The sequence below is a fragment of the Arthrobacter sp. StoSoilA2 genome (genome assembly GCF_019977195.1).
Taxonomy (GTDB): domain Bacteria; phylum Actinomycetota; class Actinomycetes; order Actinomycetales; family Micrococcaceae; genus Arthrobacter.
In genome coordinates, this window is the sequence record NZ_AP024643.1 from 2376240 (window position 1) to 2395489 (window position 19250).

The 19250-nt window shown below is 62.3% G+C and carries 17 protein-coding genes; 12 read left to right on the forward strand and 5 right to left on the reverse strand.

Annotation, left to right across the window (positions count from 1 at the left end):
* The first annotated feature begins 493 nt into the window (after positions 1-493).
* A complete protein-coding gene (locus tag LDN82_RS10770) occupies positions 494-661 on the forward strand; it encodes a hypothetical protein (RefSeq protein WP_224167373.1) in 168 nt (55 codons plus the stop codon).
* A gap of 99 nt (positions 662-760) precedes the next feature.
* Here the strand turns inward: LDN82_RS10770 and LDN82_RS10775 are convergent, their stop codons facing one another.
* The 3 genes from LDN82_RS10775 to LDN82_RS10785 form a co-directional block, all read right to left on the reverse strand.
* Entirely contained in the window at positions 761-1570 is an 810-nt protein-coding gene (locus LDN82_RS10775; protein WP_263422303.1) for a formylglycine-generating enzyme family protein, read from the reverse strand.
* 164 nt (positions 1571-1734) lie between these two features.
* Complete coding sequence (locus LDN82_RS10780) at positions 1735-2397, reverse strand: PadR family transcriptional regulator (RefSeq protein WP_224167375.1); 663 nt, start codon at positions 2395-2397, stop codon at positions 1735-1737.
* Between the two features lie 5 nt (positions 2398-2402).
* Entirely contained in the window at positions 2403-3968 is a 1566-nt protein-coding gene (locus tag LDN82_RS10785) for a sulfatase (RefSeq protein ID WP_224167376.1), read from the reverse strand.
* Between the two features lie 267 nt (positions 3969-4235).
* Here LDN82_RS10785 and LDN82_RS10790 point away from each other — a divergent pair, with 267 nt between their 5' ends.
* The 11 genes from LDN82_RS10790 (at position 4236) to LDN82_RS10840 (ending at position 17840) form a co-directional block, all read left to right on the forward strand.
* Positions 4236-5765 (forward strand): ABC transporter substrate-binding protein, encoded by a 1530-nt coding sequence (locus tag LDN82_RS10790; RefSeq protein ID WP_224167377.1) that lies wholly within the window; start codon positions 4236-4238, stop codon positions 5763-5765.
* Between the two features lie 62 nt (positions 5766-5827).
* Positions 5828-6769 (forward strand): ABC transporter permease, encoded by a 942-nt coding sequence (locus LDN82_RS10795; RefSeq protein ID WP_224089991.1) that lies wholly within the window; start codon positions 5828-5830, stop codon positions 6767-6769.
* Positions 6766-8604, forward strand: coding sequence for a dipeptide/oligopeptide/nickel ABC transporter permease/ATP-binding protein (locus tag LDN82_RS10800; RefSeq protein WP_224167378.1), 1839 nt, complete (start codon positions 6766-6768; stop codon positions 8602-8604). Before LDN82_RS10795 ends, LDN82_RS10800 begins: the two co-directional genes overlap by 4 nt.
* A complete protein-coding gene (locus LDN82_RS10805) occupies positions 8601-9437 on the forward strand; it encodes an ATP-binding cassette domain-containing protein (RefSeq protein WP_224167380.1) in 837 nt (278 codons plus the stop codon). Before LDN82_RS10800 ends, LDN82_RS10805 begins: the two co-directional genes overlap by 4 nt.
* Before the next feature lie 54 nt (positions 9438-9491).
* Positions 9492-9695 (forward strand): hypothetical protein, encoded by a 204-nt coding sequence (locus LDN82_RS10810; RefSeq protein ID WP_224167381.1) that lies wholly within the window; start codon positions 9492-9494, stop codon positions 9693-9695.
* Positions 9692-11392, forward strand: a complete 1701-nt coding sequence (locus tag LDN82_RS10815) for a sulfatase (RefSeq protein WP_224167382.1) — start codon at positions 9692-9694, stop codon at positions 11390-11392. Before LDN82_RS10810 ends, LDN82_RS10815 begins: the two co-directional genes overlap by 4 nt.
* Before the next feature lie 36 nt (positions 11393-11428).
* Positions 11429-13897 (forward strand): glycoside hydrolase family 3 C-terminal domain-containing protein, encoded by a 2469-nt coding sequence (locus LDN82_RS10820; protein ID WP_224167383.1) that lies wholly within the window; start codon positions 11429-11431, stop codon positions 13895-13897.
* 48 nt (positions 13898-13945) lie between these two features.
* Positions 13946-15454, forward strand: coding sequence for a sulfatase (locus LDN82_RS10825; RefSeq protein ID WP_224167384.1), 1509 nt, complete (start codon positions 13946-13948; stop codon positions 15452-15454).
* 145 nt (positions 15455-15599) lie between these two features.
* Positions 15600-15779, forward strand: a complete 180-nt coding sequence (locus LDN82_RS10830) for a hypothetical protein (RefSeq protein WP_224167385.1) — start codon at positions 15600-15602, stop codon at positions 15777-15779.
* Positions 15780-15942: 163 nt separating this feature from the next.
* The gene (locus LDN82_RS10835; protein ID WP_224167386.1) at positions 15943-16563 is read left to right on the forward strand and encodes a TetR/AcrR family transcriptional regulator; all 621 of its coding nucleotides are present in this window, start codon (positions 15943-15945) and stop codon (positions 16561-16563) included.
* Positions 16563-17840, forward strand: a complete 1278-nt coding sequence (locus LDN82_RS10840; RefSeq protein ID WP_224090005.1) for a glycosyltransferase — start codon at positions 16563-16565, stop codon at positions 17838-17840. Before LDN82_RS10835 ends, LDN82_RS10840 begins: the two co-directional genes overlap by 1 nt.
* A 143-nt stretch (positions 17841-17983) precedes the next feature.
* On the opposite strand, the gene LDN82_RS10845 is transcribed toward LDN82_RS10840, so the two are convergent.
* Both LDN82_RS10845 and LDN82_RS10850 read right to left on the reverse strand, forming a co-directional pair.
* A complete protein-coding gene (locus tag LDN82_RS10845; protein WP_224090007.1) occupies positions 17984-18196 on the reverse strand; it encodes a hypothetical protein in 213 nt (70 codons plus the stop codon).
* A gap of 109 nt (positions 18197-18305) precedes the next feature.
* Entirely contained in the window at positions 18306-19244 is a 939-nt protein-coding gene (locus LDN82_RS10850) for a zinc-binding alcohol dehydrogenase family protein (RefSeq protein WP_224090009.1), read from the reverse strand.
* Positions 19245-19250: the final 6 nt, after the last annotated feature.

The window sequence follows — 19250 nt, forward strand, 5'->3', positions numbered from 1 at the left end:
CGCGTCCCGGTAGTCGACACCGCACCTGAACAAATACGAGGGGCGCTCCCCGATGCAGATCACAAGTACCTGCGGGCTTCCAGGGGGACTGGCAGCTCACGCGATCTTCAGCTGAAGCTGTCGACGTTGAGCAGTTTGCTTACAAGGCCCTCACGTCGCCACTAGCTTGTGACGGAAAAGATGGGAATACCTCCGCCGCGAAACAATGAGGAAATGAGTCTCTGAGTAGAGTCAACGCGTCCCTAGACTGGCCTCGCGGGGAGTGAAGATGCGCGAGCAGAGCTCAAACGTGCCGTTCTGACGGCGCCGCTCTGGATGCAGTCAACCAAAAGTTCCAGCCGTCAGGTTGCCGACGCCGTCGGCCTGAGCCAGTCGTTCGTGGCGCGAACTGGAAGGAGTTTGTTGCGCCCGACCAGGAAATCGAGTCGATGAGGGCAGTGCTTGCGGAGCGGCAAATGGTTTTGGTCGGATTCGCCGTTGGACCGACGGGGTCATGCTTCGTCTTGAATCCCTCTCGCGCGCCGCGTATACGCTATCCGGCGAGTCTGTCCACGAGCAGCAAGAGACGGCTGCGGACGGTGCTGGCCGCGGACCTGCTTCGAAGCTGGATATGGATTTCCAAATCGCACTGTTTGAGGCATCGCTGAAAGACAAGTCCTAATCTGACGAGGTTTCCGCCACCCCCTTCAACTCGGCCTGAAGCGCTGTGTCAGCGCTGCCCGCCTCATTCTCGAGTCCGGCAGGCACGCGCCCAGGACGCCTAAAGGGCGACGGTCCGGAACCCGCAGTTGCCGCTGGAGGATTCGGGAGTGTTCGACGTACGTGCCGCAACGCGGTACCGGTTGCAATAGGAATCGTGACAGAGGTAGGAGCCACCACGCATGACGCGTCCCGCCCCGATTGAGGGGCCTTGGGGGTTATCGGTTGGTGAGTTGCGGTAGTACTTGGGCAGGAACCAGTCCGAGCACCATTCCCAGACATTTCCCGCTACTTCGTAGAGGCCGTATGCGTTGGGTGGGAAAGACTTTATCGGCGCCGTTCCCAGGTAGCCGTCGTCGGTGGTGTTCCTTTGGGGGAACGTACCTTGCCAGATGTTGCAGCGGTGTTCGCCGTTGGGTGTCAGTTCGTTGCCCCACGCGTAGCGCATGCCTTCCAGGCCGCCCCGGGCAGCGTACTCCCACTCCGCCTCGGTTGGCAGTCGCCGTCCAGCCCAGTCGCAGTAGGCAAGGGCATCGGTGTGCGATACGTGGACGACGGGATGGTCCGGAATGTCCTCCCACTGCGAGTCCGGGCCAGTGGGATGGGCCCACTCGGCGCCGCGGATGTTCAGCCACCAGGGTGCTCCCGCAGCGACGCCGAGGACGTCGTCTGCCTTGGCGGTGGAGATCAAGTGGAAGACAGCGGATGAGCCAAAGACCTCCGCTTCGGTACGATAGCCGGTCTCCTCCACGAAGGCGGCAAACATCTTGTTGGTGACCGTGGTTGCGTCAATGGTGAATGAGTCGACGCGCACTTGGTGGGCAGGTGATTCCCCGTCACGGGGATATCCTTCCCCGAAAGCATCCCCCATGGTGTACGTTCCTCCGGCAATGGAGATGTCCTCGTGGGTCGGTTTCAAGAACCCTGTCGATGGCGAATCTGTCTGAGCTTGCTGCCGCGTTCCACCCGGCTTCCGTGTCGGCGCACAGCAGCTTTTGCCATGGGCCGTGTTGGAAACACTCAAGGACAGAGGTGTCACTTTTCTCTCCTCAGGTCCCGTTGCCGTATCAGGGCTTCCAGGCGGACTTCTGTTGCTTCAAGCCACGCCATTAGACTGTTGACCATGTAGAGGCCCCTCTCACTTTGCAGTCTGACAAGTTCCTCGCGCCAGTACCGCTCGTCTTCGTCCTCCTCGGGGGCGAAGTCTTCTTCTGCGAGGGCGCTGGCAAAGAGGTGATTTTGACGGTGCTCGCGGCGGAAACGCAACTCGGTGCGGACAAGCTCCAGAGCTTTTTCCGGGCTCTGGGTTCCCGCGAACCTAAGCCGTACCTGGAAATCGGGGTCCAGGGGCCGGATGGGCGGCTCATAGGGTGAGTCAATCCATTCCTGCAGCTTCCGGCGGCCTTCGTCGGTGATCTCGTATAGCTTGGCGTCCGGTCCGGATTCGCGGGGATCCGGCACCGGGATAGCCCATTCGCGATCCACGAGTTTGCCGAGTTGGCGGTAGATCTGGGAGGTTTGGGCACTGTAGCCAACGTACGGACCGTGGCGGTCAAGCCATTTGCGCACGTCGTATCCGGTACGCGCGCTGGTGCTTAGCAGGCTCAGCAGGATCACCTCGAGCCTGCCCAGTGACGCACCGGTTTCGGCACGGGACCGCTTAAGTGTCGGTACTTTTTCGACAGGTACAGTCACCACTTGTCTTACTCCTCCGCCATGACCGTTGCAGCAAACCGCTTCCGCATTGCTTCTCGATCTTCCTCGCTGATCGGCACCTGCGCGTGCCAGGAGACGTGTGTCGCCGAGTTGCCCGGGTTCAAACGTTCCTCGAGATGCTTCGCGAGGTGGCTCCGCCCGGTGTTACGCAGATGCCGCATATAGTCTTTGGGCTGATTGTAGAGGGTAGGACCCACCTGAAGGGCTCCCTGCATGGGGTCCGGAAGCGCTCCTGGGGTTCCCGCATAGAAACCGAGCCACTCCATAAGGTTGGACCGCATCTGCGTGGCGAGGGCCGGGTGTGCGTCGATCAGGTTGTTGGTGAGGTAGGGATCTTCGGTGACGTTGAACAGTGACTCGAGTTCGGCGCGAAAGCAGCCTGGGTGGTACGTGCGGATGTACAGGTGGTCGCGGGTTCGGACGGCCCGCTGGTATGTGTGCGCACCGTGTCCCCAGACGAGATAGGGGCGCGATTGGATGGCTTCTCCGCGTACGGCTGGAGCGTAGGACACGCCCTGCCACTTTTCGGGCTGTTGCAGCCCCAGCAGGTCAAGGATGGTCGGGGCGTAATCAATGTTGTAGAGCAGTGCGTCATTGTGGGTCGCCGCTACGGCGGGCTGGTCAGTGACGCCTGGCCAGTGAATGATCATGGGGAGGCGATGCACGGGTTCGGACGCCAGGCCATGTTCGGCGTAGAGGCCGAGTTCGCCGAAGGATTCGCCATGGTCTGAGGAGACGATAATCGCGACGTCCTCGGCCAGTCCCATCTCCTCGATGGACCGGCGAAGCCGGCCGAACTCGGAATCCCAGAAGTGGATTGCCCCGTCGTAGCCGTTGATGAGGTGTTCGAAGTCGGCCCGGGTACGGATCTCGTCCGGCATGTTGTGGGGCACACGTGACTTACGGGGTCCCCCGGAATAGTGGAGGTCAAGGGCACTGCGTGCGCCATAAACCTCGGCGTGCCCATCAATGGCTTTCTGGTCTGGCCAAGCGGGCGCGGGGCCGGACTCTGCGGCTTTCCGTGTCCACGATTCGTCCTGCAGGTAGTCGGTGTGCGGATCCCAGTAGGTGACATGGAGGTACCAGTTATCTAGGTCGCGGTGCTTGCCGATCCACTCCAGGGCAGCATCGGTGATCATGTCTGCCGGTTCGTCGCCCATATCGGGGGTGACTTGAATATTTTCCCGGAAGTTGCCCATGAAGTAGTAGGCCCGGTGCCGTTCGGCGAACGATGAGACTGCGGCGCAGGTGTAACCGGCCATGTTCAGCGCCTGGCCGAGAAGTGGCCGGTGAGGGTGAGGGGCGTGGCCGGCGTCGAGGCGGAACCGGGCGTCGTCGCCGAAGTGTCCGATGACCCCGTTTGTGATCCCATGCTGACCGCTGGTTAACGCTGTCCTGGAGGGCAGGCACGGCGAGTCGGAGCAGTAGTACCGGTCGAAGATCACGCTGCTTTTGGCCATCTCGTCCAAGTTGGGCGTGATGTTTCTGGCGTAGCCGTAGGCGCCGGTGTGGTCGGGGCGGAGCGAGTCCACGTCCACGTAGATGATCTTCATCGATCCATTCCTGTCTGCTGGTTGCCGCTAAAGCCGGGAGGTCGCTGTGTGGGTGGGGACATCCCGCTGATGTCATCCTTTATAGCACTAGTGGAAATGCTTGAACAGATATTTCACGGTAAACAAGGGACAGCACTATTTCACAAGTTGACTAGCAAAGGTCTTGTGCTGTGGCTCACAGTGTGTCATTCTCGAATTACTGCTCAATGCTGAGCGGCAGGTACTGCGGCGAAAACGGCTGGGTACCTCCACAGCTGAAAGGACGTAATGATGCGTTTTAAGAAGGCCGCCGTTGCAGCCGCGATCGCCGCCGGTCTCGCGCTGGCTGGATGCGGCGGCGGTGGGACCGGTGGTGCGGCGAAATCTTCGCCCAGCCTTGTTCTTGGCAACATCACCCCTCCGGCAACGTTTGAGGCGCGGAACATCAACTGGGGCAACCAGTCAGTGTATTTCCAGGCGGTGTACGACAGCCTCCTCAAGCCTTCACCGAACGGCAAGGACGTCGAAGCGAACCTGGCCACGGAGTGGAAGTACAACGAAGACAAGACCGTCCTCACGATGAAACTGCGTGATGGCGTCACCTTCACCGACGGCACTGCTTTCACCGCGGACGTAGCAGCACAAAACCTTCTTCGCTTCCGCGATGGAACTTCCCCCCAGAAGAGCAAGGTCGTGGACTTGGCAGATGCCACCGCCAAAGACAAAAACACCCTGGAAATCAAGCTCAAGCAGGCAAACCCGGCGTTCCTGATCTACCTGGCCCAGGCGGCCGGCATGCAGGAAAGTCCTGCCGCTTTCGACAAGCCCGATGTGCAGACCAACCCGGTCGGCTCCGGACCGTACATCCTTAACTCCGGCTCGAGTGTCGTCGGGACGTCGTATAAATTCGACAAGAACCCCAAGTACTGGAATCCGGATGCGGTCAAGTACGACACCCTGACGATCAACGTCTACAACGACGCCACCTCACTGCTGAACGCGTTGCGGGGCAAGCAGTTGGACGCGTCCGCCATTAACGACGTCAGCATCATCCCCCAGGTCAAGGCCGCCGGTTTCAGCGATAACGGCAGCGACTTGAATTTCGCCGGCCTGATGCTGTTTGACCGCGCAGGACAAAGCAACCCAGCGCTGGGCAAAGTCGAAGTACGGCAGGCCATCAACTATGCCGTCGACCGTGACGCCTTCCTCAAAGTTGTCGGCCTCGGCTTCGGAAAGGTGACCGGGCAGGTCTTCCGTGAAGACTCCCCGGCCTTCGACGGCCAGCTGAACGACACGTACAAGTTCGATCCCGCCAAGGCCAAGGAACTGCTCGCCAAGGCGGGCTACCCCAAGGGCTTTGACCTGACGATCCCCACTTCCCCGGGATTCCCGAAGCAGATGTGGCCGCTGCTGCAGCAGCAGCTCGGCGATGTAGGTATCAAGGTCTCCTACACTGACGTCGGACAGAACATCATTGCTGACCTTCAGGCCAAGAAATACGGGGTGTCCTTCTTCACCCTCCAGCGCGATGCGAATGAATGGCAGCTCATCAGCTTCCTTCTGGCCCCTACAGCAACCTGGAACACCTTCAAGTACCAGGATCCCACCGTTGATGCACTGATCTCCAAGATCCGTACCGCCGAGGGCGGGGACCGTGACGCGGCCCTGAAGGAACTCAATAAGTACGTAGTTGACCAAGCCTGGTTTGCCCCCTGGTACACGCCAACGAACTTCTTCGTCACCAATGCCAAGACGAACGTTGAACTGAACCAGGGCAACGCCTGGCCCAACCTCTGGAACATCACCCCCAAGGCATAGGACCACTGCCGGGGGCCGCTCCCACGGCCCCCGGCAGCCCTACCCACTGAAAGATCATCATCATGATTTCATTCATCGTGAAAAGGCTGCTCACGGGCATCGTCATGCTCGCTGCTATCACCACAGTCGGATTCACGCTCCTGTACCTGGGTGGCGGGGACATCGCCAGGAAGATTCTCGGCGAGTCCGCGGACGCCCAAACGGTCGCCCAAAAGGCCCGGGAACTCGGCCTGGACCGTCCCGTCCTGATGCAATACGGCGACTGGGTAGTCCACGCACTTACCGGAGACTTCGGCTATTCATGGTTCAGCGGCCAGACCGTTTCCGCCGCGATCATCTCCCGTCTGTCCGTCACCTTGTCCCTTGTCATCGGCACCGTCGTTGTGGTCGCCATCGTCTCGGTGGTTCTTGGCGTACTCGCGGCAACGAAACGGGGCTGGGTCGACAAACTTGCCCAGTTGCTCGCCGTCCTCGGCCACGCAATCCCCGGGTTCCTTTTCGCCGTCGGCCTGGTTCTGTTCTTTGCACTTGCCCTGGGCTGGTTCGACCCGACTGGGTACGTCCCCTTCACAGAATCACCGACGGGATGGCTCAAGACCGTGACCCTGCCCGTAATCGCCCTGGCGCTGGGTGGTATCGCCAACGTCACCCAGCAGATCCGGGGGGCCGTCATCGATGCCCTCCGCAACGACTACGTCCGAACCTTGCGCAGCCGTGGAATCCCCGAGCGCACCGTCATCCTCAAGCACGTTCTGCGTAATGCTGCAGGCCCTGCCCTTGCAGTCCTCGCCGTCATCTTCGTTGGACTCCTCGGTGGAGCAGTCATCGTGGAGCAAGTATTCGCGATCCCCGGACTGGGACAAGTAGCCGTACAGGCCACAACCCAGGGCGACATTCCCCTCGTCATGGGTTTGCTTGTCGCCACCGGTGTCATCGTTATCGTTTTCAACCTCCTGGTCGACCTGGCCCAGGGCTGGCTCAACCCGAAAGTGCGTCTGTCATGACAACTCCGGCACACACCACTGATCCCGAGATCGTCGTCGCACCCCGCGACGGCACAAGGGTCTCCCTCTTCCGCCGAGTGCTCCGCAATCCCCTCGCCCTCGCTTCGATGGTGTTCCTCACCATTGCTGTGCTCACGGCAATGTTCGCCCAGTTCCTTGCCCCGCATGACCCCAACAACGCCGTTATCCAGAATGTGCTCGCCCCTCCAGGCGGGGACAACCCGCTGGGGGCCGACGGTTCAGGCCGCGATGTCCTGTCCCGGTTGATTTTCGGCGCGCAGTTCAGCCTTGCCGGAGCCTTGGTCGCCTTGCTGACCGCGATGGTGATCGGCGTGACCGGCGGCCTTCTGGCTGGCTACTTTGGCAAGTGGATCGACACCGTCTGGACATGGGTCATCTCCCTGCTGATGGCGCTGCCCGCGATCATCGTACTTCTGGCGGCCCGCGCGGTCGTTGGGCCGTCCCTGTGGGTGTCCATGCTCATTTTCGGCATCATGTTGTCCCCGGCGTTCTTCCGGCTGGTCTACGCTTCCGTCACCGCGGTACGCAACGAACTCTATGTCGACGCCGCCCGTGTATCGGGACTCAGTGATGCCCGCATCATCACCATCCATATCCTGTCCGTCGTCCGGGCCCCCATTGTGATCCAGTCCGCCATCGTGGGCGGCATCGCCCTGGCCGTCCAGTCAGGGCTCGAATTCCTCGGCCTGGGGGACATCAACGTCCCTACATGGGGTTCAATGCTCAGCGATGGCTTCACCAACCTCTACACCGCTCCGATGCTGATCCTTTGGCCGGCCATGGCCATCGGTCTGACCCTGATCGCCCTGACTCTGCTGGCCAACAGCCTCAGGGACGAGCTTGAACGCGCCAACGCACCCCGTAAGCAGGTGCGCAAGAAGAAGGCCGCAGTTACCACGACCGACCCGAAGACCGTGGACGACATCATCCGGCACCCGGAGCCTGAAGCTTCCGAAGGAGACGTCGTCCTCGAAGTCGCCAACCTCTCTGTTGGCTACCCAGGCCCAGACGGTGGCACCAAGAGGGTCGTCCACGACGTCTCCCTCACTGTCCGCAGGGGTGAGGTCCATGGGCTCGTCGGCGAATCAGGTTCGGGCAAGACCCAGACTGCCTGGTCCATCCTCCGACTACTCCCCGAAGGCGGCAAGATCGTCGGCGGCTCCATCCACTTCCAGGGCAAAGACCTGGCGAAGCTGTCTTCACGGGACATCGAAAAAATGCGCGGGCGGAAGATCGCCTACATTCCACAGGAACCCATGTCCAACCTGGACCCGTCCTTCACCATCGGAAGCCAACTCGTTGAGCCCATGCGCATTCAGCTTGGCATATCGGCCAAAGAGGCCAAAGAACGTGCGCTGAGCCTCCTGGCACGAGTAGGCATCCCCAACCCCGAGCGAACGTATAACTCCTACCCTCATCAGGTCTCCGGCGGTATGGCCCAACGCGTCCTCATCGCCGGCGCCATCTCCTGTAACCCGGACCTTCTGATCGCCGACGAACCCACTACCGCCCTCGACGTCACCGTCCAGGCCGAGGTCCTGGACCTCCTCCGGGACCTCCAGTCCGAGTTCCAGATGGCAGTGGTCCTCGTCACGCATAACTTTGGTGTCGTCGCGGACCTTTGCGACCGGGTTTCCGTCATGCGGCTCGGCCGGATCGTGGAAACCGGCCCGACTGAGCCGATTTTTGACTCCCCGCGTCACCCTTACACCCAGGAGCTGCTCGGCGCCATCCTTAGCGAGGCTGAACCGCGTGGCCCGCTCGTTGGTGCTGGCGGCAGCGCCAGCCCGTCCCCGAAGGGAGCAGTTCGATGAGCGAGTTGTTGCTTGATATCCAGAATGTCACCGTCGAGTACCCCGGCCATGGTCTCCGTGGCAAACCCTTCCGGGCCCTGCACAGTGTCTCCGTTGATGTTCAAAAAGGCGAGTGCGTAGGCCTGGTAGGTGAATCCGGGTCAGGCAAAACCACGCTGGGCAGAGCTGTCCTCGGCCTGGCGCCGGTCACCGAAGGAAAAGTGCTGTTCCGCGGAGAAGACATCGCGCATGCCGACCGTGCCGACCGCCGGCGGCTGGCCAGCGACATCCAGGTGGTCTTCCAGGACCCCTACACCTCCCTGAACCCGTCGCTGACAGTCGAGCAGATCCTGTCCGAACCCCTCGACGTACGTAAGGTCCCCAAGGCCGAATCTTCCAAGCGAATCAAGGACCTCTTCGATATGGTCCGCCTCCCGGCCGACGCGGGAAGCCGTCTTCCCCGGGAGTTCTCCGGCGGTCAGCGGCAACGCATCGCCATTGCACGCGCCCTTGCACTCAAACCAGCCCTGATCGTCTGCGACGAGCCGGTATCAGCCCTTGACCTTTCAACCCAGGCCCGGGTCCTGGAACTATTCAAAGACATTCAGGAGCAGACCCAGGTCGCCTACCTCTTTGTCTCCCATGATCTTGAGGTCGTGCGACACATCAGTCACCGCGTTGCAGTGATGTACCGAGGGGAAATCGTCGAATTCGGCGACGGAGACCAGGTCACGAGCCGACCCCGGCACTCCTATACCCAACGCTTGTTCTTCGCCGCCCCGGTGGCAAACCCCAAGGCCCAGGCACGTCGCCGCGAAGAACGCCGACAGCTGCTCGCCGCCCAGAACGCATAGGAAGCGGTGCAGACAACCAACACCATGAGCCCAGAAGCTAACAAAGGCAACAGCGTGACAAGCATCTCCCTGATCACGGCCGACGACATGAACGGCAGCACCACTAACCTCGCGGTAAACCCTGACATGGCACCGGTCCGCGCCCGAAAAGGGAACAGCCTGTCCCGTTGGATGACCGGCACCGGCGATCCGATGACCAGCCAATTTCGTTCAGGAATCGGGCAGGCAACTGATTTCACTGGGGCGCCCACCGCATGAACAAGCCCAACATAGTTTGGATTTCCACGCATGACATCAACCCTGATCTCGGCAGCTACCGGGGCATCTGGCCAGGTGCCGAATATGCGCTGACGCCTAATCTGGACCGCTTGGCCGCAGAGGGCGCCCGTTTCGACCGGGCGTTCGCCTCTGCACCGGTTTGCTCGCCTGCCCGATCGGCAATCATGACCGGCTGTTTTCCCAATGCAATTGGCACGATGCACATGCGAACGAAGGCCGTCCCCCCGGCCGAAGTGAGGCTGTTGCCGCAATATTTTCGCGAAGCGGGCTACTACTGCACCAACAACTACTTCACCGACTTCCAGGTGGACGTACCGCCGGTCGTTTTCGACGACTGCAGCCCAACGGCTCATTGGCGCAACAGACCGGACAAGGACGCGCCGTTTTTCGCAGCCTTTCATGGAATGACCACCCATGAGTCACAGATATATCTCGATGAGGAGTCCTTCCAACGCGCCACCACGCATGTAGCGCCGCAGGATCGGCACGACATGGCAGCCGCGCCGCTGCCGCCCTACTACCCGGATACCGAAATCTTCCGCAAAGCGTGGGCACGGTACGCGGACCTCATTACCGAAATGGACCACTGGGTCGGCGATATCCTCAACCAACTGGAGGAAGACGGGCTTGCCGACAACACCATCGTGGTTTTCTGGAGCGACCACGGCAGGGGAATGCCCCGCGCCAAGCGTTGGGCGACGGAAGCCGGCCTGCGGGTACCCCTTCTCCTGCGCTGGCCAGGTGTCATTGACCCCGGGACAGTCAGGACTGACCTTGTCCACACCATGGATCTTGCTCCTACAATGCTTGCCGTCAGCGGGCTGGGCATTCCTGCCCACATGCACGGAAAACCGCTCATGGAACGGGACGGCACTTTCATCAGCCACCCCAACGCCTACATCTATGGCGGCCGGGACCGCATGGACGAGTCGGAGGACACGACCCGGACCGTCCGCGACGAGCGGTACCGCTATGTCAGGAACTTCCATCCGGACCGTTCGCCCATGCCGCACATCGACTACCCCGACCACACAGCCACTTGGGCAGAGCTCAGGCGGTTAAGGGGGGAGGAAGCCAGGCAACTGGCATGCGGTGAACTGCCCAGCCTTCTGAGCGAGCTTCAACGGCGCCTCGTCGCAGCTTCAAAGCCCGAAGAGGAACTCTACGACCTTGAGCAGGACCCCCACGAAACGTGCAACCTCGTGCAAGACCCTGAAAGTGCCGAAGCTCTGGCGACGTTGCGTCGCGTCCTTCAAACATGGCAGGACCGTATCGAAGACATGGGCATGCTGCCGGAACGACAGTTGATGGAGACATGGCGCCCTAACGGCCAGGCGCCGGTGACCGCTACTCCAACCGTCTCGCTGACCGCCGAAGGGGCCACAGCTGACTGCGAGACACCAGGCGCGTCAATTGGATGGACGGCCCTCCCGTGGCAACCGCAAGAGCCGAGGAAACTCATGGACCGGGTAACTGGCAGTCCCGGGGAAGACGGACGTATCTGGAACCTCTACACAGGCCCCGTACGCGTCAGTGGGGCCACTTCATTGCGCTTCAAAGCCTGGCGTCTCGGCTTCACGCCAAGCCAAGAAGCACGGCTGGAAGCCCCACTGCCCGGACGTGCCCCGCATTCCTACGAGGGCCACCTCCAAGAAAGCAAAGAACTGCCCCTTTGAGGCGCCAAACAACAACGTGCAGCGAAAGAAGGAATCATGGAAACCCTCACCGTAGACCAACGCATGGAAGCACTGCTCAACGAACTGAGCTTGGAGGAAAAGATCCAGCTCCTGACGGGCCGGGATTTTTGGACGACATGGCCGATGGAGAAAATCGGCCTGCGCCGGATCCTGGTTTCGGATGGTCCGACGGGTGTGCGGGGTGAGGCGTGGGATGAGCGGCAGCCGTCGGTGAATTTCCCGTCCGCGACGGCCATCAGCTCCACCTGGGACCCTGCCATGGCTGACCGTCTAGGTGCCGCCTCGGCGGTGGAGGCACGGCGCAAGGGCGTCGACGTCGTTCTTGGCCCGACGATCAATCTGCACCGTTCCCCGCTGGGCGGCCGGCACTTCGAGGCTTTCAGTGAGGACCCTGTCCTGACGGCTGAGCTTGCCGCGGCGTATGTGAACGGCGTACAGCGCAACGGCGTCGGCGCCACACCGAAGCACTACGTAGCCAACGACTCCGAAACCGACCGGTTCACCGTTGACGTGCAGGTGGACGAGCGGCCGCTGCGCGAGCTGTACCTGCTGGCGTTCGAGAAAGCCGTCGTTGAATCCCGTGCGTGGCTGGTGATGAGCGCGTACAACTCCATCAACGGCACCACCGCCACCGAAAACGACCTGCTGGAGACCCCGCTGAACAGCGAGTGGGGCTTCGACGGGGTGGTGATCAGTGACTGGACCGCGGTCCGCAGCGTTGATGCCGCGAAGGCTTCCCAGGACCTGGTCATGCCGGGACCGGATGGGCCGTGGGGTGGGGCGCTCGTTGCCGCAGTCCAGGCAGGGGAGATCCCGGAAGCAAGCATTGACCGGAAGGTGCTGCGGATCCTACAGCTCGCCGCGAGGGTCGGCGCGCTGGAAGGGTTCGAACCCGTTCAGGCAGAACCCGTGGACAAGGAAGACCTTGTCGCCTTCACCCGGGAAGCCTCGGCCGCCGGCACGGTGATGGTGAAGAACGACGGCGTGCTGCCGCTGGATCGTGCCGCGACGGGCCCTCTGGCGGTGATCGGGCACAATGCCAAGCACTCCAGGACCCAGGGCGGCGGCTCGGCCACGGTCCTTCCGGAGAAGGTCGTCTCACCGCTGGACGGCATCCGGGCCGCCTTCGGAAGTGACAATATCACCTACAGCATCGGCGCCATCGTGCAGGAAGGGGTCGCCGAGCTGCCCTTGGACCAGCTGACCAACCCCGTCACCGGCGAACCCGGCCTGCGGGTGACCTTCCTCGACGGCGCAGGGGCTGAGCTGTTCGCCGAAGACCGCCGTTCAACGGCCCTGGTCTGGTTCGGCGGTGACGCGCCGGTCCGGGATTCCTCCACTGTGCGGCTGCACACCATCTACACCCCGGACGAAACCGGCACTGTCCGACTGGGCGCCGCGACCGTGGGTAAGACACGCCTCTACGTTAACGACGTTCTTGTCCACGAGGGGAACATTGAGGTGGAGGGAAAGGACATTGCCGAATCCTTCCTCGCCCCACCCTCCTCAACCACCGAAATCGCGGTGGAAGCCGGTGTTCCCCTGGACGTCCGCGTCGACCTGGACACCGCGGAACGTTCCGGGCCTCTAGACAATGCCCTCAGCGTCACCCTCGGCACCGAGCCCGCCGACGCGGACCCTGAAATGCTGATCACTGAAGCAGCCAAGGCCGCCCGGAAAGCCGACGTCGCCGTCGTCGTCGTCGGGACCAATGCCCGGGTGGAATCCGAAGGTTATGACCGCACCACCTTGGACCTGCCCGGCCTGCAGGACCGGCTGGTCCACGCCGTCGCCGCCGCGAACCCCCGTACGATTGTCATCGTCAACGCAGGGTCCCCGGTCATTATGCCGTGGCGGCACGAGGTCGCCGCTATCCTGATCGGCTACTTCGGCGGCCAGGAATTCGGCAACGCCCTCACCGACATCCTCACCGGCGCCGTCGAACCAGGCGGGCGCTTGCCCACCACCTGGCCTGCCACCCAAGGCAGCGTCCCGGTCCTTAACACCACACCCGACGCCGACGGGAAGCTCCGGTACGACGAAGGCATCCACATCGGCTACCGCGCCTGGCTTAAGACCGGGGCTACTCCAGCCTACGAATTCGGCTACGGCCTCGGCTACACCACTTGGACCCTGGACACCGTCGACGGACCCGACGGCCCCCTCACTCCGGGCGAGGCCATCCCGGTCAGCGTCACCCTCACCAACAAAGGCGAACGGAGCGGCAAGCAGGTGGTCCAGGTCTACGCCGAAAAGAAGGACTCCGCCGTCGAGCGCCCGGTCCGCTGGCTCATTGCCTCCACACCCGTCTGGGCCCAACCCGGCGAAACTGTAACCGCGACTCTGGAGGTCCCCACCCGTCTGCTGGCGTACTGGAACAACGGATGGACTTACGAACCCGGCGAATACACCCTCAGGATCGGCACCTCCGTCTCAGAGCTTCCAATCACCAGGGTTGTTCGGCTCACCCAGCCAGAGCACTGATAAGCGACAGCCCCCAGGATCAGCACCAAACGTACGAAAGGAAGAACGATGTCGAGGACGAACATCATCTTCATCATGTCCGATGACCACGCCGCCCACGCCATTTCGGCATACGGCAGCCGGGTGAACCAAACGCCGCACCTTGACCGCATCGCCCAAGGAGGCATGCGCATGGATGCCGTCTTCTGCACCAACTCGATCTGCAGTCCCTCCCGGGCGTCTATCCTCACAGGGACCTACAGCCATATCAACGGCGTATCCTCCATCTGGACCGAGATGGACTACCGGGTACCCACATTCGTGGACGTACTCCACGAACAGGGCTACAAGACTGCCCTTTTCGGGAAATGGCACTTGGGTGAGCACGGGAAGTCCTTGCCGCGCGGATTCGATGCCTGGAAGATCTTTCCTGGACAGGGTGACTACCTCAATCCGGAGATGATCGACGAGACGGGCAGCGCGACCGTTCCCGGCTATGCGACGAACATCGTCACCGACCTCTCCATCAATTGGCTGGATGGACTCACGGGGGAGGAGCCTTTCTGCATGCTCGTCCACCACAAAGCACCGCACCGCCCCTGGATCCCCGACGAGAAACACAAGCACCTCTACGCTGACGGGAAGATCCCGGGGCCCGAAACATTCTTTGATGACTACGCCACCCGCAGCCAAGCTGTACGGAACGTCCACATGACCATTGCCGACGACATGGGTGCCGAGGACCTCAAGTCTGAGGTCCCGGAGGAACTCCGCGGACCTGAGAACAGGGAAGCGCGCATGCGGTGGAAGTACCAGATCTACATGCGCGACTACCTGCAGTGCATCCAATCCATCGACGACAACGTCGGTCGGCTTCTCGATTACCTCGATGAGCGCGGACTGTCCGAGAACACCCTCGTCGTCTACACATCCGATCAGGGCTTCTTCCTCGGTGACCACGGCTGGTTCGACAAGCGGCTGATGTTTGACCAGTCCCTGCAGATGCCGATGCTGATGAAATGGCCCGCCGAAATCTCTGCCGGCAGCCGTTGCGAGGCAATCATCACCAACGTCGATTTCGCCGCCACCTTTTTGGACATCGCCGGAATCAAGGCAGACGAGGCACTTCCCACATCGCAGGGCAGGAGCTTCCGGCCTCTCCTGCGGGGTGAGGAGATCGACGATTGGCCCGACGCGGCGTATTACCGGTACTGGGAGCACGACGATCCTATTCACTCAGCACCAGGCCACTACGGCATCCGGACCTCCGATTACAAGCTGATCCACTACTACAACGCCGGGCTGGACGTCCCCGGGGCCTCTGATCGTGTCTTTGAGGCTGAATGGGAACTGTACGACCTCAGAAGCGACCCCACCGAAGTCCGTAATGTAGCCGATGACCCCAGCTACCGCTCCGTCAGAGCCGAGCTCGAACAGAAACTAGCCGGGTACCAGCATCATTACCGGGACGAACCCTACGTGGGTCCGGGCACACCTCACCCGGAATGGGGACCGCACGATGCAGACACCCTGGAACGAGTCGAAACATATGTCCAGGCTCTTCGGGCATCCAGCTAGGACGCGATAGGTGGCGGGCTGTCCAGCACAAGCCGGGCAGCCCCGTACCGTTGCAGCTCCGCTTGTCGCGCGGCACCTCTGGTTGTCGCACCGCACCTCTGGTTGTCGTAATGGCCCGGATCACGCGTCAACGTTAGGAACACCCATGACCATGAGCAAGCGGCCCGCTGCCGCTCCCGCAGACACGCCCGCCGTCACTGTGCTGAGTGCCCTGCGCTGGGCCGCCGTCATCCTCGCATACGGCCGGCGGGAGCGGGCCCGCAGATTCCTTGCGCTGGTCCGCCCACGGGAACGGGACCTGCACGACGGGAACACCAGGCCCTGAGAGCCCCTCCGGGGACACCAGGCCCTGAGAGCCCCGGAACGACCCGGTGCAAGGAAGCGCCCGGGTTTACGGCAAGACTCAAAGAGGCTGGCGTCAGTACACCAAGCCCGGAGATATCCGTGCGCTCTGCACCTCTGGACCTGTCGTCAATATTGGAGTTAACATGATTAACATGAATGTTGGCGGGGGTACAAGCCGGCGCTACGACAACCGGAAACGGGCGTCCAACGCCGCCGACACGGGGCGCCGGATCCTTGAGGCGACACGGGAGCTCTTCATGGAAAGACCGCTCTCGGAGATCACCTTGATCGCGGTGGCTGATCGTGCCGGAGTCACCGTGCAGACCGTCATCCGTCGCTTCGGCGACCGCAGTGGGCTCATCGATGCAACGGTCGAACACACCGCTGCGCAGGTGATGGCCCAGCGCGATGCTGCGCCTGCCGGCAACGTCCCCGGCGCCATCGAGAACCTGCTCGAACACTATGAGACCACGGGCGCTCTCGCCTTGAAGATGCTATCCGAGGAGGGAACCTCAGCTGCCGTGGCGGACATGACTGAAACGGGCAGACGACTGCACCGCCTGTGGTGCGAGCGGGTTTTCGCCCCGTTCCTTGAGGATGATTTTCTCCCGGACGGGGCGGAACGGGGCCGCCGTCTTGCCCAGTTCGTCGCTCTTTGTGACGTCTACACCTGGAAGCTGCTCCGGCTGGACGCTGGCCTGACCCGTGACCAGGTGGCCCTTTCCTTAATCGAAATGCTTGAGCCCTTCACCCGGAGGCCATAATGTCCACCGTTCTCGCCTACACCTCGCCCGCCATCGGCCATCTCTTTCCCATGGTCCCGCTGTTACTGGAACTGAAGGCCCGGGGACATGAGGTCCACGTGCGGACAATTCCCCAACAGCTAACGGCCCTTCGCGGCGCCGGCTTCCAGGCCGAATCCGTCGACCCGCGCCTCCTTGAGATCAGGCACCGGGACTATCTGGCGAAATCGATCAAGGATGGGCTGACCGCGAGCACTGAGACCTTCACGGCGCGTGCCCGCTTCGACGCCCCTGACCTTCGCCGCGCCATCGGCGATACCAGTCCGGATCTGATGCTCGTGGACATCAATGCGTGGGGCGCACGTATCGTGGCTGAGGATCTCGGGCTCCCGTGGGCCAGCTTCTGCCCCTACACACCGCCACTGACGTCCCGGGGAACCCCGCCGTTCGGACCCGGGCTGGATCCGATGCCAGGTCCAGTGGGAAGGCTCCGGGACGCGCTCATCCGACCCCTGGTGACTGGCGCCGTCGAAAAGCTGATGATGCCCGGGATCAACAGGGCCCGGGCCGAAATCTCCGGCGGGAAACTGCCGCCGTCGCGGAACGTGGATGACTTCTTCCTCACCGCGCCGCTCCTCCTCGTTACCAGTGCCGAGCCGTTTGAATACCCGCACCCGGACTGGGGACACCGTGTCCGGATGATCGGGGCGCTGTCATGGGACCCGCCCTTCTCTCCGCCAGCTTGGCTTGAGAACGCCGTGGACCCGGTCATCCTGGTGACCACCTCGTCCGAGTACCAGGCCGACGAGGATTTGGTCCGCGCAGCATTGCAGGGCATGGCCAACGAGCCCTTCACTGTCGTTGCCACGCTGCCTGCGGAGGGGAGCGGATCGGCAGGAGACCAGCGGTCCGCCGGACCGGTGGATTTTGGACCCCTTCCTGCCAATGCCCGGCTGGAACGGTTCGTGCCCCATTCAGAGGTGTTGGAGCGCGCTGCGGTTGCCATCACCCATGGCGGTATGGGAGCCACCCAAAAGGCACTGTCCAAGGGAGTTCCGGTGGTGGTGGTTCCGTTCGGCCGCGATCAGCATGAGGTTGCGGCCCGGGTGGTGGCCGCCGACGCGGGTGTGCGGCTCAGCAGGAAGAAGCTCACTGCGGAGAAGCTTCGCGCCGCAGTTCACGAAGCCCTGACAAAGAAGGAAGGAGCCCGGCGGGTCGCTGCTGGCTACGCAGCCGCCGGGGGTGCGGCGGCTGGAGCCGATGCCCTCGAAGAGCTGCTCCGGATTCCCCACGCCTGAGGCCTGGCAGAACCCCAGCCTCAGGGTGGAGGAATTGGCAGCCTTTGCCAAGACCAGGCTGGCCGCCTACAAGTACCCCCCGGAGCATCGAATTCATGACGGAACTGCCGTTAATAGGGTTTGGCCAGGGACGAAGCGCTCGATCAGGAGCGGGAGAAAAGATCCAATTCGTGGGTCATTCCGTGAGGGACATCAGGGGAGAGCTGTATTGTGAAGGTTTCGCGATCATGGCGGGTTACCAACACGCCATATCCGGGGTCTTTGAGGGCCTTCTGGATCGCGGCAGCCACTTCCAGATTGAGTCCGTTGTCTAAATCATTGCGGTGTCTGATGTTGAGCCGTACTGGACGGGACATGATGTTGTAAAACCTTCGTTCTTATTTCTGTGGTCGTGTATTGACTTGGCCGTCTCGGTGTAGCCGGGTTCCATCGCAGCCTTTTCGTGGTTGGAAGGAATGTGGGCCCCTACGGGGTTAGCACGAGCTTCCGCGGGGCCCCCTGCTGCTGTAATTCCCAGGCCTGTTGGCAAGCGGAAAGAGGCAGGGTCATTGCGTCGACGGACAAAGCGCCTGTCGCCGCGAGCGCCGTCAGATTCAGGTAAGCCTCTCTCCGGATCTGTGCTGGCGGGTCCATATGGGCGAAGCCGAGGAGCTCCAGGCGGGCGGCACGGACGATCCCGGCGGGAAGCTCCAGAGTTGCTCCCGCTGACTGGCCGATCTGGATATGGCGGGCGCCCCGGGCTGCAACATGCATTGCGGCAAGGGCGGGTTCACCCCACACCGGGTCAAGGATGACATCGAACCCGCTGTCACCCACTGTGCTGCGGAAGGCTGCCACGAGGTCGGTGCCCGGGCTGATGGTCACGCTCGCATCGGCTCCGCGTTCCCGGGACAGGGCGAGGCGGCCGGTGTCACGGTCGGCAGCGACCACCGTTGCGGCGCCAAGGGACTTTGCGAGTTGGACGGCGATGGAGCCCAGTGCGCCGGTTGCGCCAAGCACAAGCACGTTCTGGCCTGGCTGCAGCTTGGCCCGCCAGGTGAGGGCCAGCCAGGCGGCAAGTCCGGTGTTGCCAAGCGCAGCCGCGGTGACGTCGTCCACGTCGTCGGCGAGGTCCAGCAGGTCTTCCTCGGCCACGACGGTGCGCTCGGCCCAGGAACCATGCGGCGAAACCGGTGAGGTGAAGAAGACGCGACGTCCGGCGGAGGTCCTGCCTACGCCGTCGGCGCCAATCACGTAAGGCAGGGTGTCGGGATCTCCGAATGCTCCCGAGGCCTTGGCCAGGTCGAGGTGATGGACCCCGGCCGCCGCTACCTCGACGACCACTTGTCCACTGTGGGGCTCTGGATCTCGGAAGTCTTCGTAAGATGGGACTGTTCCAGTCCGGGTCAGAACGGCTGCCTTCATGGTCTG

Bases quoted from the DNA above. Each gene is read 5' to 3' on its own strand.
- LDN82_RS10770 (WP_224167373.1), top strand. From the start codon at position 494: ATGCTTCGTCTTGAATCCCTCTCGCGCGCCGCGTATACGCTATCCGGC.
- LDN82_RS10775 (WP_263422303.1), bottom strand. From the start codon at position 1,570: ATGGGGGATGCTTTCGGGGAAGGATATCCCCGTGACGGGGAATCACCT.
- LDN82_RS10785 (WP_224167376.1), bottom strand. From the start codon at position 3,968: ATGAAGATCATCTACGTGGACGTGGACTCGCTCCGCCCCGACCACACC.
- LDN82_RS10790 (WP_224167377.1), top strand. From the start codon at position 4,236: ATGATGCGTTTTAAGAAGGCCGCCGTTGCAGCCGCGATCGCCGCCGGT.
- LDN82_RS10795 (WP_224089991.1), top strand. From the start codon at position 5,828: ATGATTTCATTCATCGTGAAAAGGCTGCTCACGGGCATCGTCATGCTC.
- LDN82_RS10800 (WP_224167378.1), top strand. From the start codon at position 6,766: ATGACAACTCCGGCACACACCACTGATCCCGAGATCGTCGTCGCACCC.
- LDN82_RS10805 (WP_224167380.1), top strand. From the start codon at position 8,601: ATGAGCGAGTTGTTGCTTGATATCCAGAATGTCACCGTCGAGTACCCC.
- LDN82_RS10815 (WP_224167382.1), top strand. From the start codon at position 9,692: ATGAACAAGCCCAACATAGTTTGGATTTCCACGCATGACATCAACCCT.
- LDN82_RS10820 (WP_224167383.1), top strand. From the start codon at position 11,429: ATGGAAACCCTCACCGTAGACCAACGCATGGAAGCACTGCTCAACGAA.
- LDN82_RS10825 (WP_224167384.1), top strand. From the start codon at position 13,946: ATGTCGAGGACGAACATCATCTTCATCATGTCCGATGACCACGCCGCC.
- LDN82_RS10830 (WP_224167385.1), top strand. From the start codon at position 15,600: ATGACCATGAGCAAGCGGCCCGCTGCCGCTCCCGCAGACACGCCCGCC.
- LDN82_RS10835 (WP_224167386.1), top strand. From the start codon at position 15,943: ATGATTAACATGAATGTTGGCGGGGGTACAAGCCGGCGCTACGACAAC.
- LDN82_RS10840 (WP_224090005.1), top strand. From the start codon at position 16,563: ATGTCCACCGTTCTCGCCTACACCTCGCCCGCCATCGGCCATCTCTTT.
- LDN82_RS10845 (WP_224090007.1), bottom strand. From the start codon at position 18,196: ATGTCCCGTCCAGTACGGCTCAACATCAGACACCGCAATGATTTAGAC.
- LDN82_RS10850 (WP_224090009.1), bottom strand. From the start codon at position 19,244: ATGAAGGCAGCCGTTCTGACCCGGACTGGAACAGTCCCATCTTACGAA.